The organism is Chitinophaga sp., assembly GCF_039596155.1.
Lineage (GTDB): Bacteria > Bacteroidota > Bacteroidia > Chitinophagales > Chitinophagaceae > Chitinophaga.
Map to the genome: position 1 here is coordinate 26,833 of NZ_JBCNKF010000039.1, position 19,887 is coordinate 46,719.

The 19,887-nt window shown below is 45.4% G+C and carries 15 protein-coding genes; 6 read left to right on the plus strand and 9 right to left on the minus strand.

Features of this window, described 5'->3' with window-relative positions; translation table 11 throughout:
- The first annotated feature begins 636 nt into the window (after positions 1 to 636).
- The 3 genes from ABDW33_RS27555 to ABDW33_RS27565 all read left to right on the plus strand — a co-directional run bounded on the left by ABDW33_RS27555 (position 637) and on the right by ABDW33_RS27565 (position 5,720).
- Positions 637 to 1,179 carry an RNA polymerase sigma-70 factor gene (locus ABDW33_RS27555; RefSeq protein ID WP_343693329.1) on the plus strand — a complete coding sequence of 181 codons (543 nt, stop codon included), beginning with the start codon at positions 637 to 639 and terminating at the stop codon, positions 1,177 to 1,179.
- Between the two features lie 102 nt (positions 1,180 to 1,281).
- Positions 1,282 to 2,292, plus strand: a complete 1,011-nt coding sequence (locus ABDW33_RS27560) for a FecR domain-containing protein (protein WP_343693330.1) — start codon at positions 1,282 to 1,284, stop codon at positions 2,290 to 2,292.
- 104 nt (positions 2,293 to 2,396) lie between these two features.
- On the plus strand, positions 2,397 to 5,720 hold the full coding sequence (locus ABDW33_RS27565; RefSeq protein WP_343693331.1) for a SusC/RagA family TonB-linked outer membrane protein: 3,324 nt from the start codon (positions 2,397 to 2,399) through the stop codon (positions 5,718 to 5,720).
- 158 nt (positions 5,721 to 5,878) lie between these two features.
- Here ABDW33_RS27565 and ABDW33_RS27570 read toward each other — a convergent pair whose 3' ends face one another.
- Both ABDW33_RS27570 and pyrR read right to left on the minus strand, forming a co-directional pair.
- Complete coding sequence (locus ABDW33_RS27570; protein WP_343693332.1) at positions 5,879 to 6,808, minus strand: aspartate carbamoyltransferase catalytic subunit; 930 nt, start codon at positions 6,806 to 6,808, stop codon at positions 5,879 to 5,881.
- 104 nt (positions 6,809 to 6,912) lie between these two features.
- On the minus strand, positions 6,913 to 7,440 hold the full coding sequence (gene pyrR, locus ABDW33_RS27575) for a bifunctional pyr operon transcriptional regulator/uracil phosphoribosyltransferase PyrR (protein ID WP_343693333.1): 528 nt from the start codon (positions 7,438 to 7,440) through the stop codon (positions 6,913 to 6,915).
- A 137-nt stretch (positions 7,441 to 7,577) separates the two neighbouring features.
- Between pyrR and ABDW33_RS27580 the strand changes: the two genes are divergently transcribed.
- On the plus strand, positions 7,578 to 8,087 hold the full coding sequence (locus ABDW33_RS27580; RefSeq protein WP_343693334.1) for a peroxiredoxin: 510 nt from the start codon (positions 7,578 to 7,580) through the stop codon (positions 8,085 to 8,087).
- A gap of 117 nt (positions 8,088 to 8,204) precedes the next feature.
- On the opposite strand, the gene pruA is transcribed toward ABDW33_RS27580, so the two are convergent.
- Positions 8,205 to 9,836: an L-glutamate gamma-semialdehyde dehydrogenase gene (pruA, locus tag ABDW33_RS27585; protein WP_343693335.1), complete on the minus strand. Its 1,632-nt coding sequence runs from the start codon at positions 9,834 to 9,836 to the stop codon at positions 8,205 to 8,207.
- Positions 9,837 to 10,115: 279 nt separating this feature from the next.
- Positions 10,116 to 11,205, minus strand: a protein-coding gene (gene prfB, locus ABDW33_RS27590) for a peptide chain release factor 2 (protein WP_146969099.1) whose coding sequence is annotated in 2 segments (ribosomal slippage) — positions 10,116 to 11,144 and positions 11,146 to 11,205 — 1,089 coding nt in all. Because the reading frame shifts where the segments join, the coding sequence is not laid out codon by codon here.
- A gap of 89 nt (positions 11,206 to 11,294) precedes the next feature.
- Between prfB and ABDW33_RS27595 the strand changes: the two genes are divergently transcribed.
- Together ABDW33_RS27595 and pgi are read left to right on the plus strand one after the other, a co-directional pair.
- Positions 11,295 to 12,116 carry a hypothetical protein gene (locus ABDW33_RS27595; RefSeq protein WP_343693336.1) on the plus strand — a complete coding sequence of 274 codons (822 nt, stop codon included), beginning with the start codon at positions 11,295 to 11,297 and terminating at the stop codon, positions 12,114 to 12,116.
- Positions 12,117 to 12,148: 32 nt separating this feature from the next.
- A complete protein-coding gene (pgi, locus tag ABDW33_RS27600; RefSeq protein WP_343693337.1) occupies positions 12,149 to 13,798 on the plus strand; it encodes a glucose-6-phosphate isomerase in 1,650 nt (549 codons plus the stop codon).
- Between the two features lie 140 nt (positions 13,799 to 13,938).
- Here pgi and ABDW33_RS27605 read toward each other — a convergent pair whose 3' ends face one another.
- From ABDW33_RS27605 to ABDW33_RS27625, 5 genes are all read right to left on the minus strand, one after another.
- Positions 13,939 to 14,370, minus strand: coding sequence for a DUF3276 family protein (locus ABDW33_RS27605; protein WP_146969096.1), 432 nt, complete (start codon positions 14,368 to 14,370; stop codon positions 13,939 to 13,941).
- A gap of 159 nt (positions 14,371 to 14,529) precedes the next feature.
- Positions 14,530 to 16,326: an ABC transporter ATP-binding protein gene (locus tag ABDW33_RS27610; RefSeq protein WP_343693338.1), complete on the minus strand. Its 1,797-nt coding sequence runs from the start codon at positions 16,324 to 16,326 to the stop codon at positions 14,530 to 14,532.
- Between the two features lie 119 nt (positions 16,327 to 16,445).
- Positions 16,446 to 17,375 carry a phosphoribosylaminoimidazolesuccinocarboxamide synthase gene (locus tag ABDW33_RS27615; RefSeq protein WP_343693339.1) on the minus strand — a complete coding sequence of 310 codons (930 nt, stop codon included), beginning with the start codon at positions 17,373 to 17,375 and terminating at the stop codon, positions 16,446 to 16,448.
- A gap of 107 nt (positions 17,376 to 17,482) precedes the next feature.
- Positions 17,483 to 18,853: an exonuclease domain-containing protein gene (locus ABDW33_RS27620; RefSeq protein ID WP_343693340.1), complete on the minus strand. Its 1,371-nt coding sequence runs from the start codon at positions 18,851 to 18,853 to the stop codon at positions 17,483 to 17,485.
- A 264-nt stretch (positions 18,854 to 19,117) separates the two neighbouring features.
- Positions 19,118 to 19,693, minus strand: coding sequence for a DUF4142 domain-containing protein (locus tag ABDW33_RS27625; RefSeq protein WP_343693341.1), 576 nt, complete (start codon positions 19,691 to 19,693; stop codon positions 19,118 to 19,120).
- Positions 19,694 to 19,887 lie beyond the last annotated feature (194 nt).

A 19,887-nucleotide genomic window follows, 5' to 3' on the forward strand; every position in this document is an offset into this window, starting at 1 on the left:
CCAAAAGAGCCGGCCGGTTGTTACAGGTCTCAACTTTCCTATCATGCTTAGGAGTTGTAAGTTTTCAGAGTGCTCAAAGGGGACTTGTACACCCTTTTTCGCTTCATATATAATGATCTCTGGTAATAATCTAAGGTATAGGCACCTGCCTTTTGCAGGTAATGTGGCTTGACTGCATTTCTACATATATAATATGTAAGAGCTGCTCTTTCGTCACTGGCAAATCCATGCCTTCCAGCTGCCCCCTTGCCCTCAGGCAGTGGTCTCCTTCCCCAACGTGTCAATACCACTCCGTTTTTCTAAATAAAGAATGGTTACTCTTTCAATATTTTTAGCAGGCGCCTGCTAAATGCCGGCTTCTTATTCACTGTCTACATATACAATACAATCGTTATTATCTTTACCATTAGTCCGTTTTAAAAAAAACTTGTCTTTTTTTTAAAAAAGGCCGCTAAAAAAGCAAAGACAAGCCATGGTGGCTCATTTCAAAGTATAAAAAAATTATTTACTTTTTTTGCCTGGCTGCTAATCAGCCAATTAGCCGGATAATTGATAGAATAAGCATAATTTTGCTATATTCTACTTTCGGAAGCCGACTTTAGTTTTTAAAAAGTAGAATGAAAAGATAGTTACAGGATGCTGCCGCTCAACAACACAGATATAGTCACCGGGGTCCGGAACAGGGATAAACAAGTATTTGAAATTATATTCAATCAGTTTTCACCATCCATGTTCAGCATTGCCTTGCGCTACCTGAAAGATCAGGAGGAGGCGCAGGATATTGTACAGGATGTATTTCTGAACCTGTGGAGGACGGCAGAGAACCTGGATGAGCGCGCACCGATCCAGCATTACCTGGCCCGCGCCACTGTCAACACCTGCCTCAACCGTATTAAAAAGACCCAAAGGCAGCAGGCCTATGCGAAAGAACAGCAACAGACACAGGAGCCCGGTACCATTGAGCACCTCCTGCTGGAACATAAAGAACTGGAAGCCCAGTATCTCTCGATATTGGAGAAACTGCCCGAACAGTGCAGACGGGTTTTCGAGATGAGCCGCATCAAAGGATTGTCGCCCACAGAAATCTCGCAGCAGTTAAATATATCCATCAATACAGTATACACACACCTTACCACCGCACTCAAAAAAATCAGGTTGGGACTGCTTAATCAGCAGTAGAGGGGCATACATATATAATATATACAGACGCCCAAGAAAATGTTAAAATTTTTCCACGGGGACTAATGGTAAGTTTATTTTTGATTGTATTAATAGTAAGAGATGAAACTACAGCAACCTGATATCGATGTCGTTATCCACTACCTGGAAGAACCAGGGAATGAGGAGTACAAACGTTCACTGGATGAATGGTTGCAGCAGGATGCTGCCAATTTGGATATCTTTTTAGAAACCAAAGCCTTATGGCAAGGTGACGATCTGTTACCTACAGCAGCTACCTATAATACCACGCAACAATGGCAAAGACTGGAAACAATGTTCGCTACGGAAGAAATTCTCTCCGGCAATACCCTCCTCTCTCCTGCCACTTCCACGTCAACTCCCGTAATTAAGATGCGCAAACCTGTACACCGCTATTGGTGGGCAGCTGCCGCTTCTGTACTCCTGATGGCCGGCACCTACTTCCTGGTCCGCCAGCCAATGTATACGACCCAACAAACTGCACAAAATAAAGATAGCCTCCTGCTGCCAGATGGTACCAGGCTCTATCTCAATGCACATACCTCTGTTAAATACCCCCGTAAATTCAAAGGTGATACCCGCGAAGTATATGTACAGCAAGGGGAAGTATTTGTAGATGTAAAACATATGCCCGAAAAACCATTCACCGTTCACCTGAAAAATGTGGACATCGAAGTGCTCGGCACCTCCTTTGATGTGAAAGAAACCAGACAGGGGGTTAAAGTCTTCGTACAAAGTGGTAAAGTAAGGGCCATTTATAAGAACAGGAACAAGTCAGTGATCCTCACACCCGGCCAGGAAGCAGATATGCTACTTGCCGCAGAAAGTATCACAACCCGTCATCATAGAAATAATAATCCCATTGCCTGGAAAACAGGTCAGCTTACCTTCGACGATACCCCATTGTCTGAAGTAGCTGACATTCTTGAAGATTATTATAAAGTGCATATTGTACTCAAAGGTGACGAGGTGGCCGATAAAAAGCTGATTGCTACCTTCCATACGGAATCCCTTTCTGAAGTACTGGACATCCTGTCAAAAACACTGCAGGTACATACCGTACAGAAAGATAGCCTCGTAGAAATTTATTAAGTACTTCCGGAGAAAAAATGCAGGAAACTCATATGGCACTCCGGAAGGCCGCTTTATACAAGCGCTGGTACATAGCACTTTTTTGTGCATGTATAGGGCTTCTTTTGGCATGCCCATTAGTGAAGGCCCAGGATACAGACACCATACATGTCTCTCTCAAAGTAACCCGCACCCCCCTTCGCCAGGTACTCCGCCTCATTGAAAAACAAACCGGCCTTACCTTCGCTATTTCCTCCACCGTCCTGGAAAATTCCCGAAGCGTATCTATTGCTGCTGATCATCAGCCATTGAATACTGTGCTACAACAGTTGTTCTCTGGAACTAAATATGCATTTGAAGTAAGGAATAAACAGATCATTGTATTCCCGATCCTGCAATCTACTCCGGCAAGTGGTGTTCCCAGGACACCTGTCAAACCTGAACCCGAGGTATATACTGTAACCGGCGTGATATCGGATGGCGAAAAACCACTGGCTGGTGTTTCCATCAGAGAAAAAGGTACCCGGAATGGCGGCAGTACCAACGAAACCGGTCGTTTCAGGATAACCGTCAATAATGGGGATGCTGTTTTACAGATCTCCCTTATTGGCTACGAGCCACAGGAAATACCCCTCAAACAAAGAAAAAACCTCGATATACTGCTCACGGGTGATACAAAAATCCTGAATGACCTCGTCATCATTGGCTATGGCATTCAGACCAGGGCTAACATCAATGGGGCTATCACCAAGGTAGAAGGACGCCGCCTCAAAAGCCGCCCGGTTACCAATGTAATGGCTGCCCTGCAAGGTACCGCGCCTGGTCTGCTCGTTACACGCCTGAATGGACAACCAGGCAAAGAGGGTTTTAACCTGCAGATCCGGGGTTTATCTTCCGGGAATAGCAGTGAACCACTGGTACTTGTAGATGGTGCCCCTGGTTCTATTAACTTACTCAACCCAAACGATATTGAATCCATTTCTGTTCTGAAAGATGCTGCTGCAGCCAGTATCTATAGCCCACAAGGCGGTGGCGGGGTGGTACTCGTTACCACCAAGCGTGGAAAAGCCGGGAAGCTGAATGTGGAGTACAATAGTCTCTTTGGCCTGGAGCATCCCATCAATCTACCCAAACGTATGCACTCCTGGCAGGCAGCCACCCTGCAAAATGAAGCCGCTATCAATGCAGGTATGAGCCCTATCTGGTCTGATCAGGAAATTGGATACCTGAAAGATCCCCGTGTCGGCGCGGTGCCTGACCTGAATGGAGATTACAAATATTATTTCGACAATGATCCGCTGAAAAGTGTGACCCGTCAGAATAGTTCTGTTTCTAATTTTAACATCAGTGCACGCGGGGGGAATATAGATCATCAATACATATTGTCATTAGGACAGTTTGCCCGCCAGGGCCTGTTTAATACAGGTCCTGATAATACAAACAGGAATAATGCACAACTCAATTTCAATAATCGTTTCAGTGACATGATCAGCCTGGAGACCAGCTTGCAGTATGCCCGGAGTCATACACAGTCACCGGGATACCGTGTTGATGGTTACAATGGTTTATTGAATTATCTCTACCAGGCACCCGGCAATCTCCCGACCTACGTGCCGAATACCGATCATTTCGCAGCGGGGTATAATCCGGTTTCGTTATTAGAGGATGGTGGTAAACGGGATGAGCAGACTTCCTTTGCAGATGCTACTTTTAGTCTGAAGGCGGAGAATCCGGTGAAAGGACTCACACTGAAAGCCGTATATAGTCCGCAAATCACCCATTACTACGATGGGCTTGGGAAGCAGACAATCAACTACTATAACGGGAATGGTTATGTCAGCAGTATTAATTCGCCGAATTCGCTGAAGAGAGGCGATCTGCTGGAAGTACAACATAGCCTGCAATTACTGGCGGATTATGATATTCCGGCGGGCAAACTGAATACCATTCATATTTTGGGTGGTTATGCGTATGAAAGTCATTATCAGCGCCAGAAGATTTCGACCCTCTTTAATGTGACTGACAATGAAATTGCGAATCTTGCCTTCAATGATCCCCTTACCTCAGATATGCGCTGGTTCAAAGCGAGCGGTTCACAGGGATCGCTGTTTGCGCGACTTAATTATAACTTCAACGATCGTTATCTGCTGGAAGCGAATGTAGTGGGTGCCAGGCTGTTTTACAACAGTTCTGAATCGGGAGCACTTACCCGTCAGCACATCTTCCCCTCTTTCTCCGGTGGCTGGCGATTAAACAATGAAAAATGGTTCGCGCATGCCTTCGGGTTCTTTGATGAATTTAAACTACGGGCATCCTGGGGCTTGCTGGGCAACTTCAACTGGCGTGCGGGACTGAATGATTACAATTACCGTGATCAGTTGGCGTACCCGCAGGCATATCCGTTATTGAACGAGGATTACAGTGACAGGTATATGCCGGGGAATAATAACTGGGAGACGATCAACACAACGAATGCAGGATTGGATATGGCTTTCCTGAAAGGACGCCTTACGGTGACAGCAGACTACTTTGTAAAGCACAATCCACGGATCCAGATAGCCACACAAACCTTACCTCCATATAATTATGCGTTTCCTTCATTTTTTATTGCCGGTATGCATTCATGGGGATGGGAGTTGAACATTGGCTGGCGGGATAACAGGGGGGCATTTAGCTATTGGGTAAATGCAAACCTTTTTGATGGGCAGAATAAGATCATGGGATCCAATGGCAATACAATGTGGTTGCCGGGCAATAACAGGGGGTTGGATGGGTTGCCGTATAATTCGATCTTAGGGTATCGGAGTAACGGGTATTTTAATAGTAATGACGAGGTGAATGCGCACGCGTTCCAGAGCACAGTCACCGCAGCGGGAGATTTGAAATATGTGGATCAGAATAACGACGGGATTATCAACGGTGGTACTTATACGAAAGCTGATCATGGAGATTTAGTGTATCTCGGCAGTTCACAACCCAGGTATTCTTATGGATTTGATGCAGGGTTCTCCTATAAGGGGCTGGATTTCTCCGTGTTCTTCCAGGGAATTGGAGAAAGGAAAGTAATGGTGCCGGCAAAGTATAGTATGCCGTTTGTAGAAGGATGGCAACAACCCTGGCAGATCCATTCTGATCACTGGTCCCCTGATCACCGGTTGGCCGCATTCCCGAGGTTGTATTACGGGTATAATCAGAACCTGGTACCAGCTTCGTTCTGGGTAATGAATGCGGCGTATATAAGGTTGAAAAATCTGCAGTTGGGGTATACTTTCAGGTTCATTCATGGACAGCCATTGATCAGTAGCCTGAGGGTTTATTTCTCCGGGCAGGATCTGTGGGAGATTAACCGGATGAAGATCAGGTATTATGATCCGGAGCAGGCAGCGAATACAGGGTATCAGTATCCATTCTTCAGATCGTTTACACTGGGAATTAACGCGATATTTTAAAAGTATAGGATGTGCTTAGTATAAATTGACACGACTCTCGTGTTTACCCGCTAAGAAAATCACCTGGCCATTTGAGCGATTGACTTCAGGTATATAAAACAAAAAACGCTTTTACCAAACGGTAGAAGCGTTTTGACTTATTGGGTTGTTAGTATTCCTTAATTTTCCTTTTTACCGGCGAGCAGATATAGCACTGCCATACGAACTGCTACCCCATTCTCCACCTGATTCAGGATGATAGAATGTCCGGAATCTGCCACGTCAGAGCTCAGCTCGACGCCGCGATTGATCGGGCCCGGGTGCATAATCACAATCTCCTTTTTAAGGCTATCCAGCAGCTGGCGGTTCACACCGTAAGCCAGTGAGTACTCTCTCAGTGAAGAGAAAAGTGGTGTATTTTGTCTTTCCAGCTGTATACGCAGTACGTTTGCCACATCGCACCATTCCAGTGTTTCGCGGATGTCATAACTGACGTTCACACCCAGTGCTTCCTGCATATGCTTCGGAATCAGTGTAGGCGGGCCTACTACTGTCACTTCTGCGCCCAGTTGTTTCAGGCAGTAGATATTTGACAAAGCTACACGGGAGTGCATGATATCGCCGCAGATGGCAATCTTTTTACCGGTTACCGTTCCAAGTTTTTCTCTGATAGAGAAAGCATCGAGCAGTGCCTGTGTCGGGTGTTCATTGATTCCGTCACCGGCATTTACGATGGGTACCTGAATGTGTTTCGATAAGAAGTGTGGCGCTCCGCTGGCCGAGTGTCGCATTACCACCATGTCCACTTTCATGGAGAGGATGTTGTTCACGGTATCGATCAGGGTTTCACCTTTTGATACCGAAGAACCGGAAGCAGAAAAGTTCACCACGTCGGCACCGAGACGTTTCTCCGCCAGTTCGAAGGAGATGCGGGTACGGGTAGAATTTTCAAAAAATAAATTAACGATGGTAGTGTCCCTGAGCGTAGGAACTTTCTTGATAGGTCTCTGTAAAACCTCTTTGAACTGATCAGCTGTTTGAAAGATTAGTTCTATATCCTGACGCTTCAGGCCGCGAATTCCGAGGAGATGATTTACTGATAATGACATTTAAGATGCAAATATAAATGACCTGAATACAAAACCCAAAATCAATATCCGGACGATGTCGTATTTTATCAAAAAATAAAGCTCATGGGAGCTGGCGTGTTTATTTATTCAATAATCACATCATCATGTCCATCACGGTCTTTCCATCTCACCTTCACCTTTTCCGAATTCACGGCATCAATCGTACGCCCTGTATAATCTGCCTGAATGGGTAGTTCCCGGGTAAACCGGCGATCTATTAATACCAGTAGTTCCACAACAGAAGGTCTGCCAAAATCCAGCATAGCATCCAATGCTGAACGGGTAGTACGACCTGTATACAACACGTCATCAATCAATACTACCTTCTTATTTTCAATTGAAAAATCGATAGCGGTTTCATTCGGCACATGGATTGCCTTTCCTTTATTGAAGTCATCACGGTAAAAGGTGATGTCAATTCTTCCATATTGGATCTTCACTCCTGGCAGCAGCTTCTGCAGGGTATCGTAAATTCTGTCGGCCAGGTAAATGCCTCTGGGCTGCAATCCGATCAGCGCAGTCTGGGAGAAGTCTCCGTGATTTTCGATGAGCTGGTGACAAAGTCTGTCAACAGTGATGGCCACTTGTGTACCACTCAGTATGGTCTTCAAAGTATGCAGTTTTAGGGAGTAAAAATAAGGATTATAAGAGGTTTAAGCTATTTAAATGAATTTTTTTTAAAAAACAGTGACGAGTCGCTGGTCGAATCCGTATATATTGCATACGGTTTACTTTTAATCATCATCATATGAAGTACTTTCTTATGTTTTCATTGTCCTTCTTTGTTTTTGCCAGCAATTCCAAATCCCAGCTGAAAGTAGGGGATAAAGTACCTTCTTTTCAACTGAAGGACCAGGACGGCCATTTGTTTGATATCAATTCTGTTTTAGGCAAACAGCCATTGGTAATATATTTCTATCCAAAGGACGAGACCAGTGTATGTACCAAAGAGGCCTGTTCCTTCCGTGATTCTTATACTGCTTTTTCCCAGTATGGGGCAAAGGTGATTGGAATTAGTTCTGATGGGGTTACTTCTCACAAAAAATTTGCAGAACACCATCGTTTGCCTTTTACATTACTGGCAGATACCTCTAATAGTGTGAGAAAATTATTTGGCGTGCCAAAGACGTTTGTGATTCCGGGCAGGGTGACTTATATAGTAGATAAAAAAGGGGTGATAGTTCACACTTTCAATTCCATGAAAGATGGCGAGAAGCATGTGACGGAGTCGCTGGAAGCGTTGAAAAAGTTACAATAAAAAACATGCAGGCAATTAAAAAGGGCACTTCTACCGAAGTGCCCTTTTTAATTATATGTTGCTTTCTTTGAGGATTATTCCTCCCTTATGAAAGACGATGCTTATTGCTGTCAGAGATTATGCTTCCTTTAAGAAAGGATAGCCATATTCAGTAGGAGGTACCAGGGTCTCTTTAATTGTCCTGGCACTTAACCACCTGTACAGGTTCAGCATAGAGCCGGCCTTATCGTTGGTACCGGAAGCTCTGGCACCCCCAAAAGGCTGTTGTCCTACTACCGCACCCGTCGGTTTATCATTGATATAAAAATTACCGGCAGCATTCACCAGTTTTTTAGTAGCCAGGTCTATGGCATATCTATCCTGCGCGATGATAGAACCGGTCAATGCATATGCAGAGCTGCTGTCTACCACGCTCATAATTTCTTCAAATTTATCAGCTTCGTAAGTGTAGATCGTCAGCACGGGTCCGAAGATCTCTTCGCACATGGTGATATATTTTGGATCTGTCACTTCGATTACAGTAGGCTCAATAAAATAACCTTCCGTTTTGCTATAGTTACCACCAGCAATGATCTTCGCAGCAGGATCTTTCTTTGCATTCTCGATGTAAGCAGTGATCTTATTGAAAGAACGCTCGTCGATCACGGCATTGATAAAGTTGCTGAAATCTTCTACAGTACCCATTTTCATGGTTTTCAATTCTGCCAGCAGGCGGATTTTCACGGCTTCTGCGATATTGGAAGGCAGGTAAGCGCGGGATGCCGCAGAGCATTTCTGGCCCTGGTATTCGAATGCGCCACGTGCCAGTGCAATGGCAGTAACATCTACATCTGCAGAGCTGTGAGCGAGTACGAAATCTTTACCACCGGTCTCGCCTACTATGCGTGGGTACGCCTTGTATTTGTTGATGTTCTGACCGATCGTCTGCCACATATGCTGGAATACAGCGGTAGAGCCGGTGAAGTGGATGCCTGCAAATTCAGGATGGCTGAAGCAGATATCGCCCAGTTGAGGACCATCCACGTAAATGAGGTTGATTACACCAGCGGGCAGGCCGGCTTCGATCATGATCTGCATGAACATGTTGGCAGCGAATACCTGGGTATCAGCCGGCTTCCAGACAACTACATTCCCGCACATGGCAGCAGAGGCAGGCAGGTTACCTGCTATTGCTGTAAAGTTGAACGGCGTTACTGCCAGCACGAAACCTTCCAGCGGGCGGTATTCGGTACGGTTGTGAACACCAGGAGAGCTAACGGGTTGTTGTTTATAGATTTCGGACAGGAAATGTACATTATAACGCAGGAAGTCGATCAGTTCGCAGGCGCTATCGATCTCTGCCTGGTAGGCATTTTTGCTTTGACCGAGCATGGTTGCGGCATTCATGTGATAGCGATATTTAGTCGCAATCAGCTCAGCTGCTTTCAGGAAGATACCAGCGCGTTGTTCCCAGGTGGTGGCAGCCCACTGTTCTTTAGCGGCCAATGCTGCGGCGATGGCATCATTTACGTGAGCGGCTTCGCCCATATGGAAATGACCCAGTTTGTGCTTGATTTCGTGAGGAGGGCGCAGGTCAACAGTTTTTCCGGTGCGGATCTCCTTATTGTTGATATACATAGGAATATCCGCCTGTTGCGCCTTAAAGGCAGACAGTTGCTTTTTCAATGCAACCTTTTCTGGTGATCCGGGTGCATAGCTGTAAACCGGTTCATTTGCCGGTGCAGCAAAATGAAAATAAGCGTTGTGCATTCTCAAAGAGTTTTTGTTGTAACGAGATAATATAAAATTAGTGTCTTTGGGTGAATAATAACGGATGTCTTTGATATCGATCAGTGATTCAAATGTGCATGTTACCTTCCAAAGATAGCTACCAATAATAGCCGGCGTGTCAGGTAGCAGCTATTATTGAGGGGCAGTACAGCCTGCAGCCCGCTAAAAAAATAAAAACAGATCGCAGTGACGAGCCCATTGTGCGCAAATTAAAAAAGCCCCTCCTGTTTTTGGAAGGGCTTTTTTACATAAGTCATCTTAATTATTTTCTTTGGACATCATCAGGTAAGCTTTAATAAAGCCTTCCAGTTCTCCGTCCATTACGGGGCCTACGTTCCCAACTTCAAAATCAGTACGGTGATCTTTGATCATCTTGTACGGATGGAATACATAGGAACGGATCTGCGATCCCCACTCGATTTTTCGCTTGTTAGCGTTAGCGGCATTTTTCAGCTCTTCGCGCTTGCGCAGCTCTTCTTCATACAGGCGTGATTTCAGCATAGTGAGTGCCTTTTCACGGTTTTCACCCTGTGTACGGGCCTGCTGACATTCCACGATGATACCTGTAGGAATGTGCTTGAGGCGCACGGCTGTTTCCACCTTGTTGACGTTCTGTCCGCCTTTACCTCCTGAACGGTAGAATTCCCATTCCAGGTCGGCCGGATTCACGGCAATTTCAATGGTATCATCCACCAACGGATACACATAGACTGAAGCAAATGAAGTATGCCTGCGTGCGTTGGCATCGAACGGAGAGATACGTACCAGTCGGTGTACCCCGCTTTCAGCTTTCAGCAATCCATAGGCAAAGCTACCGTCGAACTCCAGGGAGGCTGACTTGATACCAGCGCCATCCCCGTATTGCACGTCGATTTCAGATACTTTCCAGCCTTGTTTTTCACCGTACATACGATACATGCGCAACAGCATCTCTGCCCAATCCTGGCTCTCAGTACCACCGGCACCAGAGTTGATGGTGAGTACTGCCGGCATCTCATCTTCCGGCTCGTTCAAGGTAGACTTGAATTCCAATTCATCCAAAGCGGCCACTGCTCCTTCGTACGCAGCTGCTACTTCTTCTTCGGAGGCTTCACCCTCTTTCTGGAAGTCCAGCAGTACGGCGCTATCTTCAATAGAGGTTTTCACCTGTTCATAAAGATCGACCCAGAACTTATTGACTTTGATCTCTTTCAGAATTGACGTAGCCCGGGCATTGTCGTCCCAGAAGCCGGGGGCTAACGATAATTGTTTGTCATTTTCGATTTTGGCTATGCGGTCCTGGACGTTAAAGAAAACCTCCCAGGACATGGAGACGGTCCCTCATAGCTTTGAGTTGTTCTGCTGTCATAATGGTGGCAAATGTAAGGAAAAAGGGGAACAATATTTGTTGCACATTGACATTATTCTTCGCCCTTAAATTAAAAATTTTAACTATCCATGAACGACTCCCATGAAAGCCTTTACTACAAGAACAGCGCAATTTTTAATACAATAGGTTATCTGATGGTGATAGGTGTGAATGTACTTGCCGGTTTAGGTATGATCAACGGCAATACGACTGCGCAGGTGTCAGAAAAGTACGACAATCTCTTTGTGCCGGCGGGTTTTACCTTTTCTATCTGGGGTGTCATTTACCTGGCTTTGCTGGGATTCATCATTTATCAGCTCTGGCTGGCGTTTGCTCCCGGACATGAGGTGACACTGGAACGATTCATGGAAAGGATGCGTGGCTGGTGGCTGATCAGTTGCATGGCAAACAGTTGCTGGCTCTTTGCCTGGCATTACGAATTGCTTCCACTGGCGTTATTACTCATGCTCACCTTATTAATATCATTGCTGGCCATCCATTTAAATTTTAATATTGCCGCACCGGGCTTTAAAACAGCGGTGCCGGGGGCCGGCCGTGCTGTGCGATGGTTTATCTATGTTCCTTTCAGCCTGTACCTGGGCTGGATCTGTGTAGCCACCGTGGCAAATATTGCTGCCCTCATGGTCTATTCCGGCTGGGACGGGATGAGCGTGCCTGTCACAGCTATACTCATCCTGCTGGCATGTATGGGGGCCACACTGCTGGTGGTATTACGGCATAATATAGTAGCCGGACTGGTAGCTATCTGGGCATTTTATGGTATCATTGTTAAACGGCAGGGCGAAGTGACAACCATGGCCCTACCTGTAATAATCTGTTGCCTTACAGCCATTGCCATTGTGTTAATTGCAGGTGTCAGAGCTGTTTTTCATAAAAAGGCCGTTAAATAATTTATTACATTTGGAGACTAAATAATCAACTCATGTTCCCAACGACAAATCCTGAATCAACAAAAGCCTGGCAGGAGCTGCTGAAACACGCAGACAAGATGAAACAAACGCACATGCGCACTTTGTTTGCGGAAGATGCTGAAAGATTTAACAAATTCAATCTTCGCTTTGAAAATATCCTGTTCGACTATTCAAAGAACATTATTACAGCGGAAACACTGACAAAGCTGTTTGCACTGGCGAAAGAGTGTGGTGTGGAAGAAGGTATTAAAGCCATGTTCAGCGCTGAAAAAATAAATGCTACTGAGAACAGAGCGGTATTGCATACCGCACTGCGTAACTTCTCGGGCAACCCTGTTGTGCTGGATGGAAAAGATGTGATGCCGGATGTACTGGCTGTACAGAAAAAAATGGAAGAATTCTGTGAGCGTATTCACAGTGGTGAATGGAAGGGTTATACCGGCAAGCCTATACGTTATATCGTAAATATTGGTATTGGTGGTTCTGACTTAGGTCCGGTGATGGTAACTGAAGCACTGAAGCCTTACTGGAAAGAAGGTATGCAGCCTTACTTCGTGTCAAACGTAGATGGTACTCACATTGCTGAGACACTGAAAAAAGTAACACCCGAAGAAACTTTATTCCTGGTTGCTTCCAAAACCTTTACCACACAGGAAACAATGACTAACGCGCTGACTGCCCGTGCATGGTTCCTGGAGCATGCGAAGGATGAGAAATTTGTTGCGAAGCACTTTGCCGCTTTGTCTACCAACGAAAAAGCGGTGAAGGAATTTGGTATCGATCCTGCAAACATGTTTGAATTCTGGGATTGGGTAGGTGGCCGTTACTCACTTTGGTCCGCAATCGGATTGAGCATTGCCCTGACGGTGGGTTTTGGTAATTTCAAACAATTACTGGAAGGTGCACATGCAGTCGATAAACATTTCCAGACCACGCCGTTAGAAAAGAATATTCCGGCTATCATGGCACTGATAGGACTGTGGTATGGCAACTTCTTTGGTACGGCTACAGAGGCTATCTTAGCTTACGATCAATATATGCATCGCTTTGCTGCCTATTTCCAACAGGGAAATATGGAAAGCAATGGTAAGTATGTAGACCGTAACGGTAAAGCGGTGACTTACGAAACAGGTCCGATTGTGTGGGGTGAACCTGGTACAAACGGGCAGCATGCATTCTATCAGCTGATCCACCAGGGTACACGTATCATTCCGGCAGACTTTATTGCACCGGCAATCAGTCATAATCCGATTGGCGACCATCATGTGAAGCTGCTTTCTAACTTCTTTGCACAGACAGAAGCACTGATGAATGGTAAGAGTGCCGAAGAGGTAAAAGCGGAACTGGTGAAACAGGGATTGAATGAAGCGGAGATAGCTGCGCTGACACCTTATAAAGTATTCACCGGTAACAGACCTACGAATTCTTTCCTGGTGAAAGAGATCGATCCAAGAACACTGGGTTCACTGGTAGCACTGTACGAACACAAAATATTTGTACAGGGTGTAATATGGAATATTTACAGTTTTGATCAGTGGGGTGTGGAGTTAGGCAAGCAGCTGGCGAATAAGATCCTTCCTGAGCTGGTGAATGATGCGGCAGTGAACAGTCATGATAGTTCAACCAATGGACTGATTAACGCATGGAAGAAGATGAAGTAATAGCTTCATTTGGAAACAATATAAAAAAGAGGGTGTGCCTATGGCATACCCTCTTTTTTGATTTTATAATGGCATAAAAAAACCTCCGGAAAAATCCGGAGGTTGTATAAGAAGTTTAAGAAGTCAATTTTAACCTTCCCTTACCACTTATCTACATCTTCACTATGTGAAGTAGCAGATGCAGTAGCGGCAGGTGCGGCAGCAGCTTCAACAGCGGCTTCCACAGCATCAGAAGTACCTTCTGCGCCTTCTCCATCTTCATCATCACGTACATAGTCGTGATTGTAGGCATCAAAATCGAAGTCGGGCATCAACTCAGTCTTCACGTAGTTGATGGTCTCTGTTAATGCATTCAGGAACTTGTTGAAGTCCTCCTTGTACAGGAACACTTTGTGCCTGTCATAACCATTGTCATTAAAGCGTTTTTTGCTTTCTGTAATGGTCAGAAAGTAATCATTTCCCCGAGTGGTCTTTACATCAAAGAAGTACGTTCTTCTTTTACCCGCTTTCAATCGTTTAGAAAAGATACTGTCATTATTTCTTTCCTGCTGATTGGTATTTTCGTACGCCACAGTTGATAGATTTAAGTTGTTAACGAATCAAATCCTTTTTCCAATAAGCAACAAATATACTATTGTTTTACAAATATCAAAATAATTTTAAATGATTTTGAAAAATGATAGAAACCCAGCTTAGGTACTGGTTTTCAGGCATGTATAAGATTTTGATCCTTATTCTATTATGGATTCGTCGTCGCCTGATTGCTGTCGGGCGTACAATTCTGCGTAGTAACCGTTTAATGATAATAATTCGTCATGGGTGCCTGTTTCTACGATCTTTCCTTCCTCCAAAACGATGATTTTATCAAACTCAAACAGGGCAAATATGCGGTGGGTAATAATTATAGCGGTTTTGTCTTTCAGGTAAGCATACAGGTTACCAATGATTTCTTTCTCCGTACGGGCATCTACAGCCGACAGACAGTCATCAAACACCAACAGATTCGGATTTTTGATCAGACCACGGGCAATTGAAATACGTTGTTTCTGTCCCCCGCTCAATGTTACCCCACGTTCGCCTACGAGGGTATTGAAGCCTTCGGGGAATCCCAGGATATCCTTTTCAACGGAGGCCTGCCGGGCAGCCTGGCGTACGGCTTCTTCATTTGCTTCGGGTGTACCGAATCGGATATTGTTAGTAATAGTATCTGAGAACAGGAATACATCCTGTGGTACATAACTTATCTGGGTACGTAAGTCCTCCAGTTTCAGGGTGCGCAGGTCCATACCATCCAGCATCACCTCCCCTTCCTGCGGATCGTACATACGGATCAGCAACTGGGCGAGGGTAGATTTCCCTGAACCGGTGCGGCCAATCACCGCTACTTTTTCTCCCGGTTTTACGGTGAGGTTGAAATCCTGGATTGCCTGAATACCCGTATGCGGATAGGTGAAGGAAACGTTTCTGAAAGTCACTTCACCCTTTACATCTATGGACACTGCATCGGGCCTGGTAAAAATCTCCGGCCTGATATCAAGGAACTCATTGAGCCGTTGTTGGCTGGCCGCCGCACGTTGTACCATGCTGGCTACCATTCCGATAGAAAGGAATGGGAACATGAGCATATTTACATAGATCACAAATTCGGCCAGGTTACCTACCGTGATGTTGCCATGGATCACCTGTATGCCTCCGATAAAAATGGTGAGCAGTACACTCAACCCGATCATCAGTGCCATACTGGGTTGAAAGAGCGCATCGGTTTTTGCCAGGCTGACAGAACTGATCTTGTAATCTTCACTGGCTTTCTCAAAATGTTCTATCATGCCTTCTTCCTGTACGTATGATTTGATCACACGGATACCGGAATAAGACTCCTGTGCGATAGAAGTGATGTTGGATAACTGTGATTGAATTCTTTCACTCTTCCTGTGAATGATGTGATTCACATAATAGATGGTGAGTGCGAGAAAAGGCAGTGGGGATAAGGTATATAGCGTGAGCAGCGGGTTGACGTCAATCATGAGGTACACTACAATCACGAGCATAAAGATGGTACGGGTGGCATACATGATGGCCGGGCCTACATACATACGTACACGTGATACATCTTCTGTGATACGGCTCATGAGATCCCCCGTGCGGTGCATCTTAAAGAAGTTGAGGTCCAGCAGCTGGTAGTGCTGGTAAATTTCGTTCTTGAGGTCGAATTCAATGTGCCGGCTCATCACAATCAGCGACTGCCTTTGCAGGTATAAAAAGAATCCACTCAGTAAAGCGAACACCAGGAGCATTACGCCATAAAAAGCAAGGACTTTGGAGAAGTCAGAGTGGAAGAGAGTTTTGAGATTGGTATCGCTGATGAGGTGATAGTTATTGAGGTTCTGTGCCAGCAAATCGAAGATCTGGCGCACCATGATAGGTTGAAACACACTGAATACAATAGAAACTACTGTGCAGATCAGTCCGAGCAGGAAGCGCCATTTATAGCGGAGAAAGTATTTATTCAGTACGGCTAGGTGTTTCATTAGTCTATCAGTCGTAAGGGTCCTTTAAGCAAATTTCCGTTTTTGTGGCAGCTGTGCTGCTAAGAATGTATGTTCAGCTAAACAAAAGGGAGAGGTCTCCCTCCCCCTTTTCTGATAACTTATAAACTTTTCAAAGCTTCAATGATCTTCTGTTCGCTCTCGGCTTCACTTACGTTTTCCTTCACGAATGGCTGACCAGTGATATTTTCGAACAGTTCGATATAGCGTTCGCTTACAGTGTTGACGAATTCATCGGACATTTCGGGCACTTTCTGGCCGTCTTTACCCTGGAATCCATTTGCCATCAGCCATTCGCGTACAAATTCTTTCGAGAGCTGTTTCTGGGGTTCACCCGCTTTTTGTTTTTCTTCGTATCCTTCTGCGTAGAAGTACCGGGAAGAGTCTGGTGTGTGGATCTCATCGATTACGTAGATAGTACCCCCGATTTTGCCAAACTCGTACTTGGTATCTACGAGGATCAGCCCACGTTTAGCTGCCAGTTCTTTACCGCGGGCAAAGAGCGCGAGTGTATATTTTTCCAGCTGTTCGTAATCTTCTTTGCTCACCAGTCCCTTTGCAAGAATCTCTTCGCGGGAGATGTCTTCATCATGCCCTTCGTGTGCTTTGGTGGTAGGTGTGATGATAGGTGTCGGGAAGTAATCATTTTCCTTCAGGCCTTCCGGCATGGTTACGCCGCAAAGTTCGCGTTTTCCGCTTTTGTAAGTTCTCCAGGCATGGCCGGTGAGGTTCCCACGTACCACCATTTCTACCGGGAAAGTTTCACATTTCAAGCCAATGGTTACATTTGGTAAGGGGACAGCCTTCACCCAGTTAGGCACGATATCCCTGGTAGCGTTCAGCATGATTGCTGCTACCTGGTTCAGCACCTGACCTTTGTAAGGAATTGGACGGGGCAGCACCACATCGAAAGCGGAGATACGATCGCTGGCTACCATGACCATCTCTTTATCATTGATGGTATATACGTCTCTTACCTTTCCCTTGTAAAAAGCGGTTTGCCCGGGAAATTTAAACTTTGACTCTAACATGAAAATTTACCTTATTAAAACAATTAACGAATTTCCTTCATTCACAGGGCAATTTCTGCCACTTATGCATTCAGATGCGCAAAAATACTTTAGCTGGGATTAATTAACTAAGAAAACTTTAAAAGCCGGGAATTATTAGCGCCGGCAAATTGATGAATAAGATTTAAAATGTATTCATTATCAGGATACTGGGTAAGCCAGTCTTTTACATTCATATCAGCGGTAATAGCGGTTTCACGGGGAATGTAGCCCATACCATAAAACCGGCCTTTTTCCATCAGGATGCAGCTCTGTTCTGCGGCATCACGCCCGGCATCTACAATTATAAAGGATGGTTGTGCCTTTTGCATATGGATGATGGCAGCCCGTACCCGTAAGTTGTAATATTCCGGTAGTTCCCTTTTATCACAGGCTCCTTTGCATGTATGGCCTGTCAATGGTTTGCAGGCACCATCTCCCTTCTGGAGGAAGCAGAGGCGTGGACAGAGATCAAATTCGCGGATCAGCCCTTTCAGCATCTGGTGGCCCTGTACCAGCAGCGGAAATGAGTGAAGCGGCATGGTATACTTGCGGCGGCGTTCTATGACAAGGCGCAGGTACCCCAGCTGGTCTTCGAAGGTGTAAAAGCCGTATTTGAATTCTATGTTTTTCTGGCTTCTGTTGTATTTTGGCCACAGCCTTTTGATCTCCACGCTTTCGAGGATATTGGCCATTAGTTCCGTACCGGTCACTTCGTGAGAAATGCTGTAGATGTTACGCAGGAATTCCTGGCGCTGCCGGCTGGGATTGTTGCCGGTGAAATGGCTGTTAACCCTTTTTTTAATATCCCTGGCTTTGCCCACGTAGATAACTTTACCCTTCTGATCATGGAAATAATAAACACCGGGACCGGAAGGTAGTTTCTTCACCTGATCCGGGGGCAGGTTGGCAGGCAGGAATTGTTCCTTGCTGGTAGTTTTGAGTGCTGCAGAAATAGCGTTGTTGGTATCCAGGCTCAGGTAAAGGCCAAAGAGACGAACGGTGGCAGCAGCATCGCCTGCTGCGCGATGGCGCTGTTCAACAGAGATTTGCAGAGAACGGCAAAGGTTGCCGAGACTGTAACTGGGTAGGCCTGGGATGATCTTGCGGCCCAGGCGTACGGTACAGAGTTTTTTGGTGCGGAGGTCATAGCCTGCCTGCAACAGGTGGTATTGTAAAAATGAATAGTCGAAGTTGACGTTGTGAGCGACGAAGATATTGTCTTTTAGTAAAGCGAAGACTTCACCTGCTACATCTGCGAATGCAGGAGCATTGGCTACCATATCGTCGGTGATACCGGTGAGGGATTTAATGTAGCGAGGAATAGGTACACCAGGATTGATCAGCGATTCATATTGCTGAACTATTTGAGTACCATCATAAATAAATATGGCTATTTCGGTGATGCCATTGGCACTGGCGTGCCCACCTGTGGTTTCGATATCGACGATTGCGTACATAACTCCCTTCCTCGACAGCAAAGATAGGTGGTGGTAGGAGGACGGAAAAATTCTTTTTTAATGGCAGAGGTCTTACGGTGGTCCGGGGCACTTTTCGTTAGAAGTTCAGCCGCTGACGAAAATGAATATTTACCGTAAGCGCTAACGCAATTTATGGGCATTATTTACAAAAAAAGAGTTGTTAGCCACCAGGTCGACATTCCCGAATTCCATTTCACATAAAACATCCTGGCAACTAACAACCACAAATTTCAAAACTACCTGTTATTTATTCTTCTTCATTAAGCTATCCAGCGTCTTTACATGCGTCTGATGCGCCTGTAAAGTAGGCAGGGTTTTAGCGGCAAATGCCTTCAGCTCAGGATCACCTACATCATTGCTGGCTTTCTGGAACAGATCCACTGCATCGTTATGATCTTTTACCATTGCATCTATATAAGCCTTATCGAAATCTTTACCGGTTTTTTTGCTGATATCCTCAATATCTTTCTTGTAGTCAACACCCACGCTATCGGGCAGTGTAATGTTCTTAGCTGCAGCAATTGTTTTCAGTTCATCAGCAGCTTTAGAGTGGTCTGCTACCATTTGCTCACCAAAAGCTTTTACCTGGGGGTTTACACCTTTCTCCTGTGCGATCTTGCCCAGGGCAATTTCTTTCATGCCGGCATCGGCAGCTTTTACAGCGAAGTCAGAGGAAGACTGATCAACGGGAGCAGTTTCCTTGTTAACAGCCTGAGCGCTGTCTACAGCATCTTCATGCTTTGCTTCGGTACCTCCACCGCAGGATTGTAACATCCAAACGGTCATCAACGTGGCAGCTACATAACTTAGTCTTTTCATTTCTAACTTTTTTAGGTTCAACAATTAATTACTGGGAGAAAGGCAAAAAAAGGGCCACTGTGCCAATGACCAATCCTGGAATCGATGGAATGCCTTATGGAGAAAGGATTTCTTCAAATCAACCTCTACTGTAATGATTTTCAGAACATTGTAGACCTGTTTCTACAAAAAAGGAACAGTTCCCTTTCGACCGG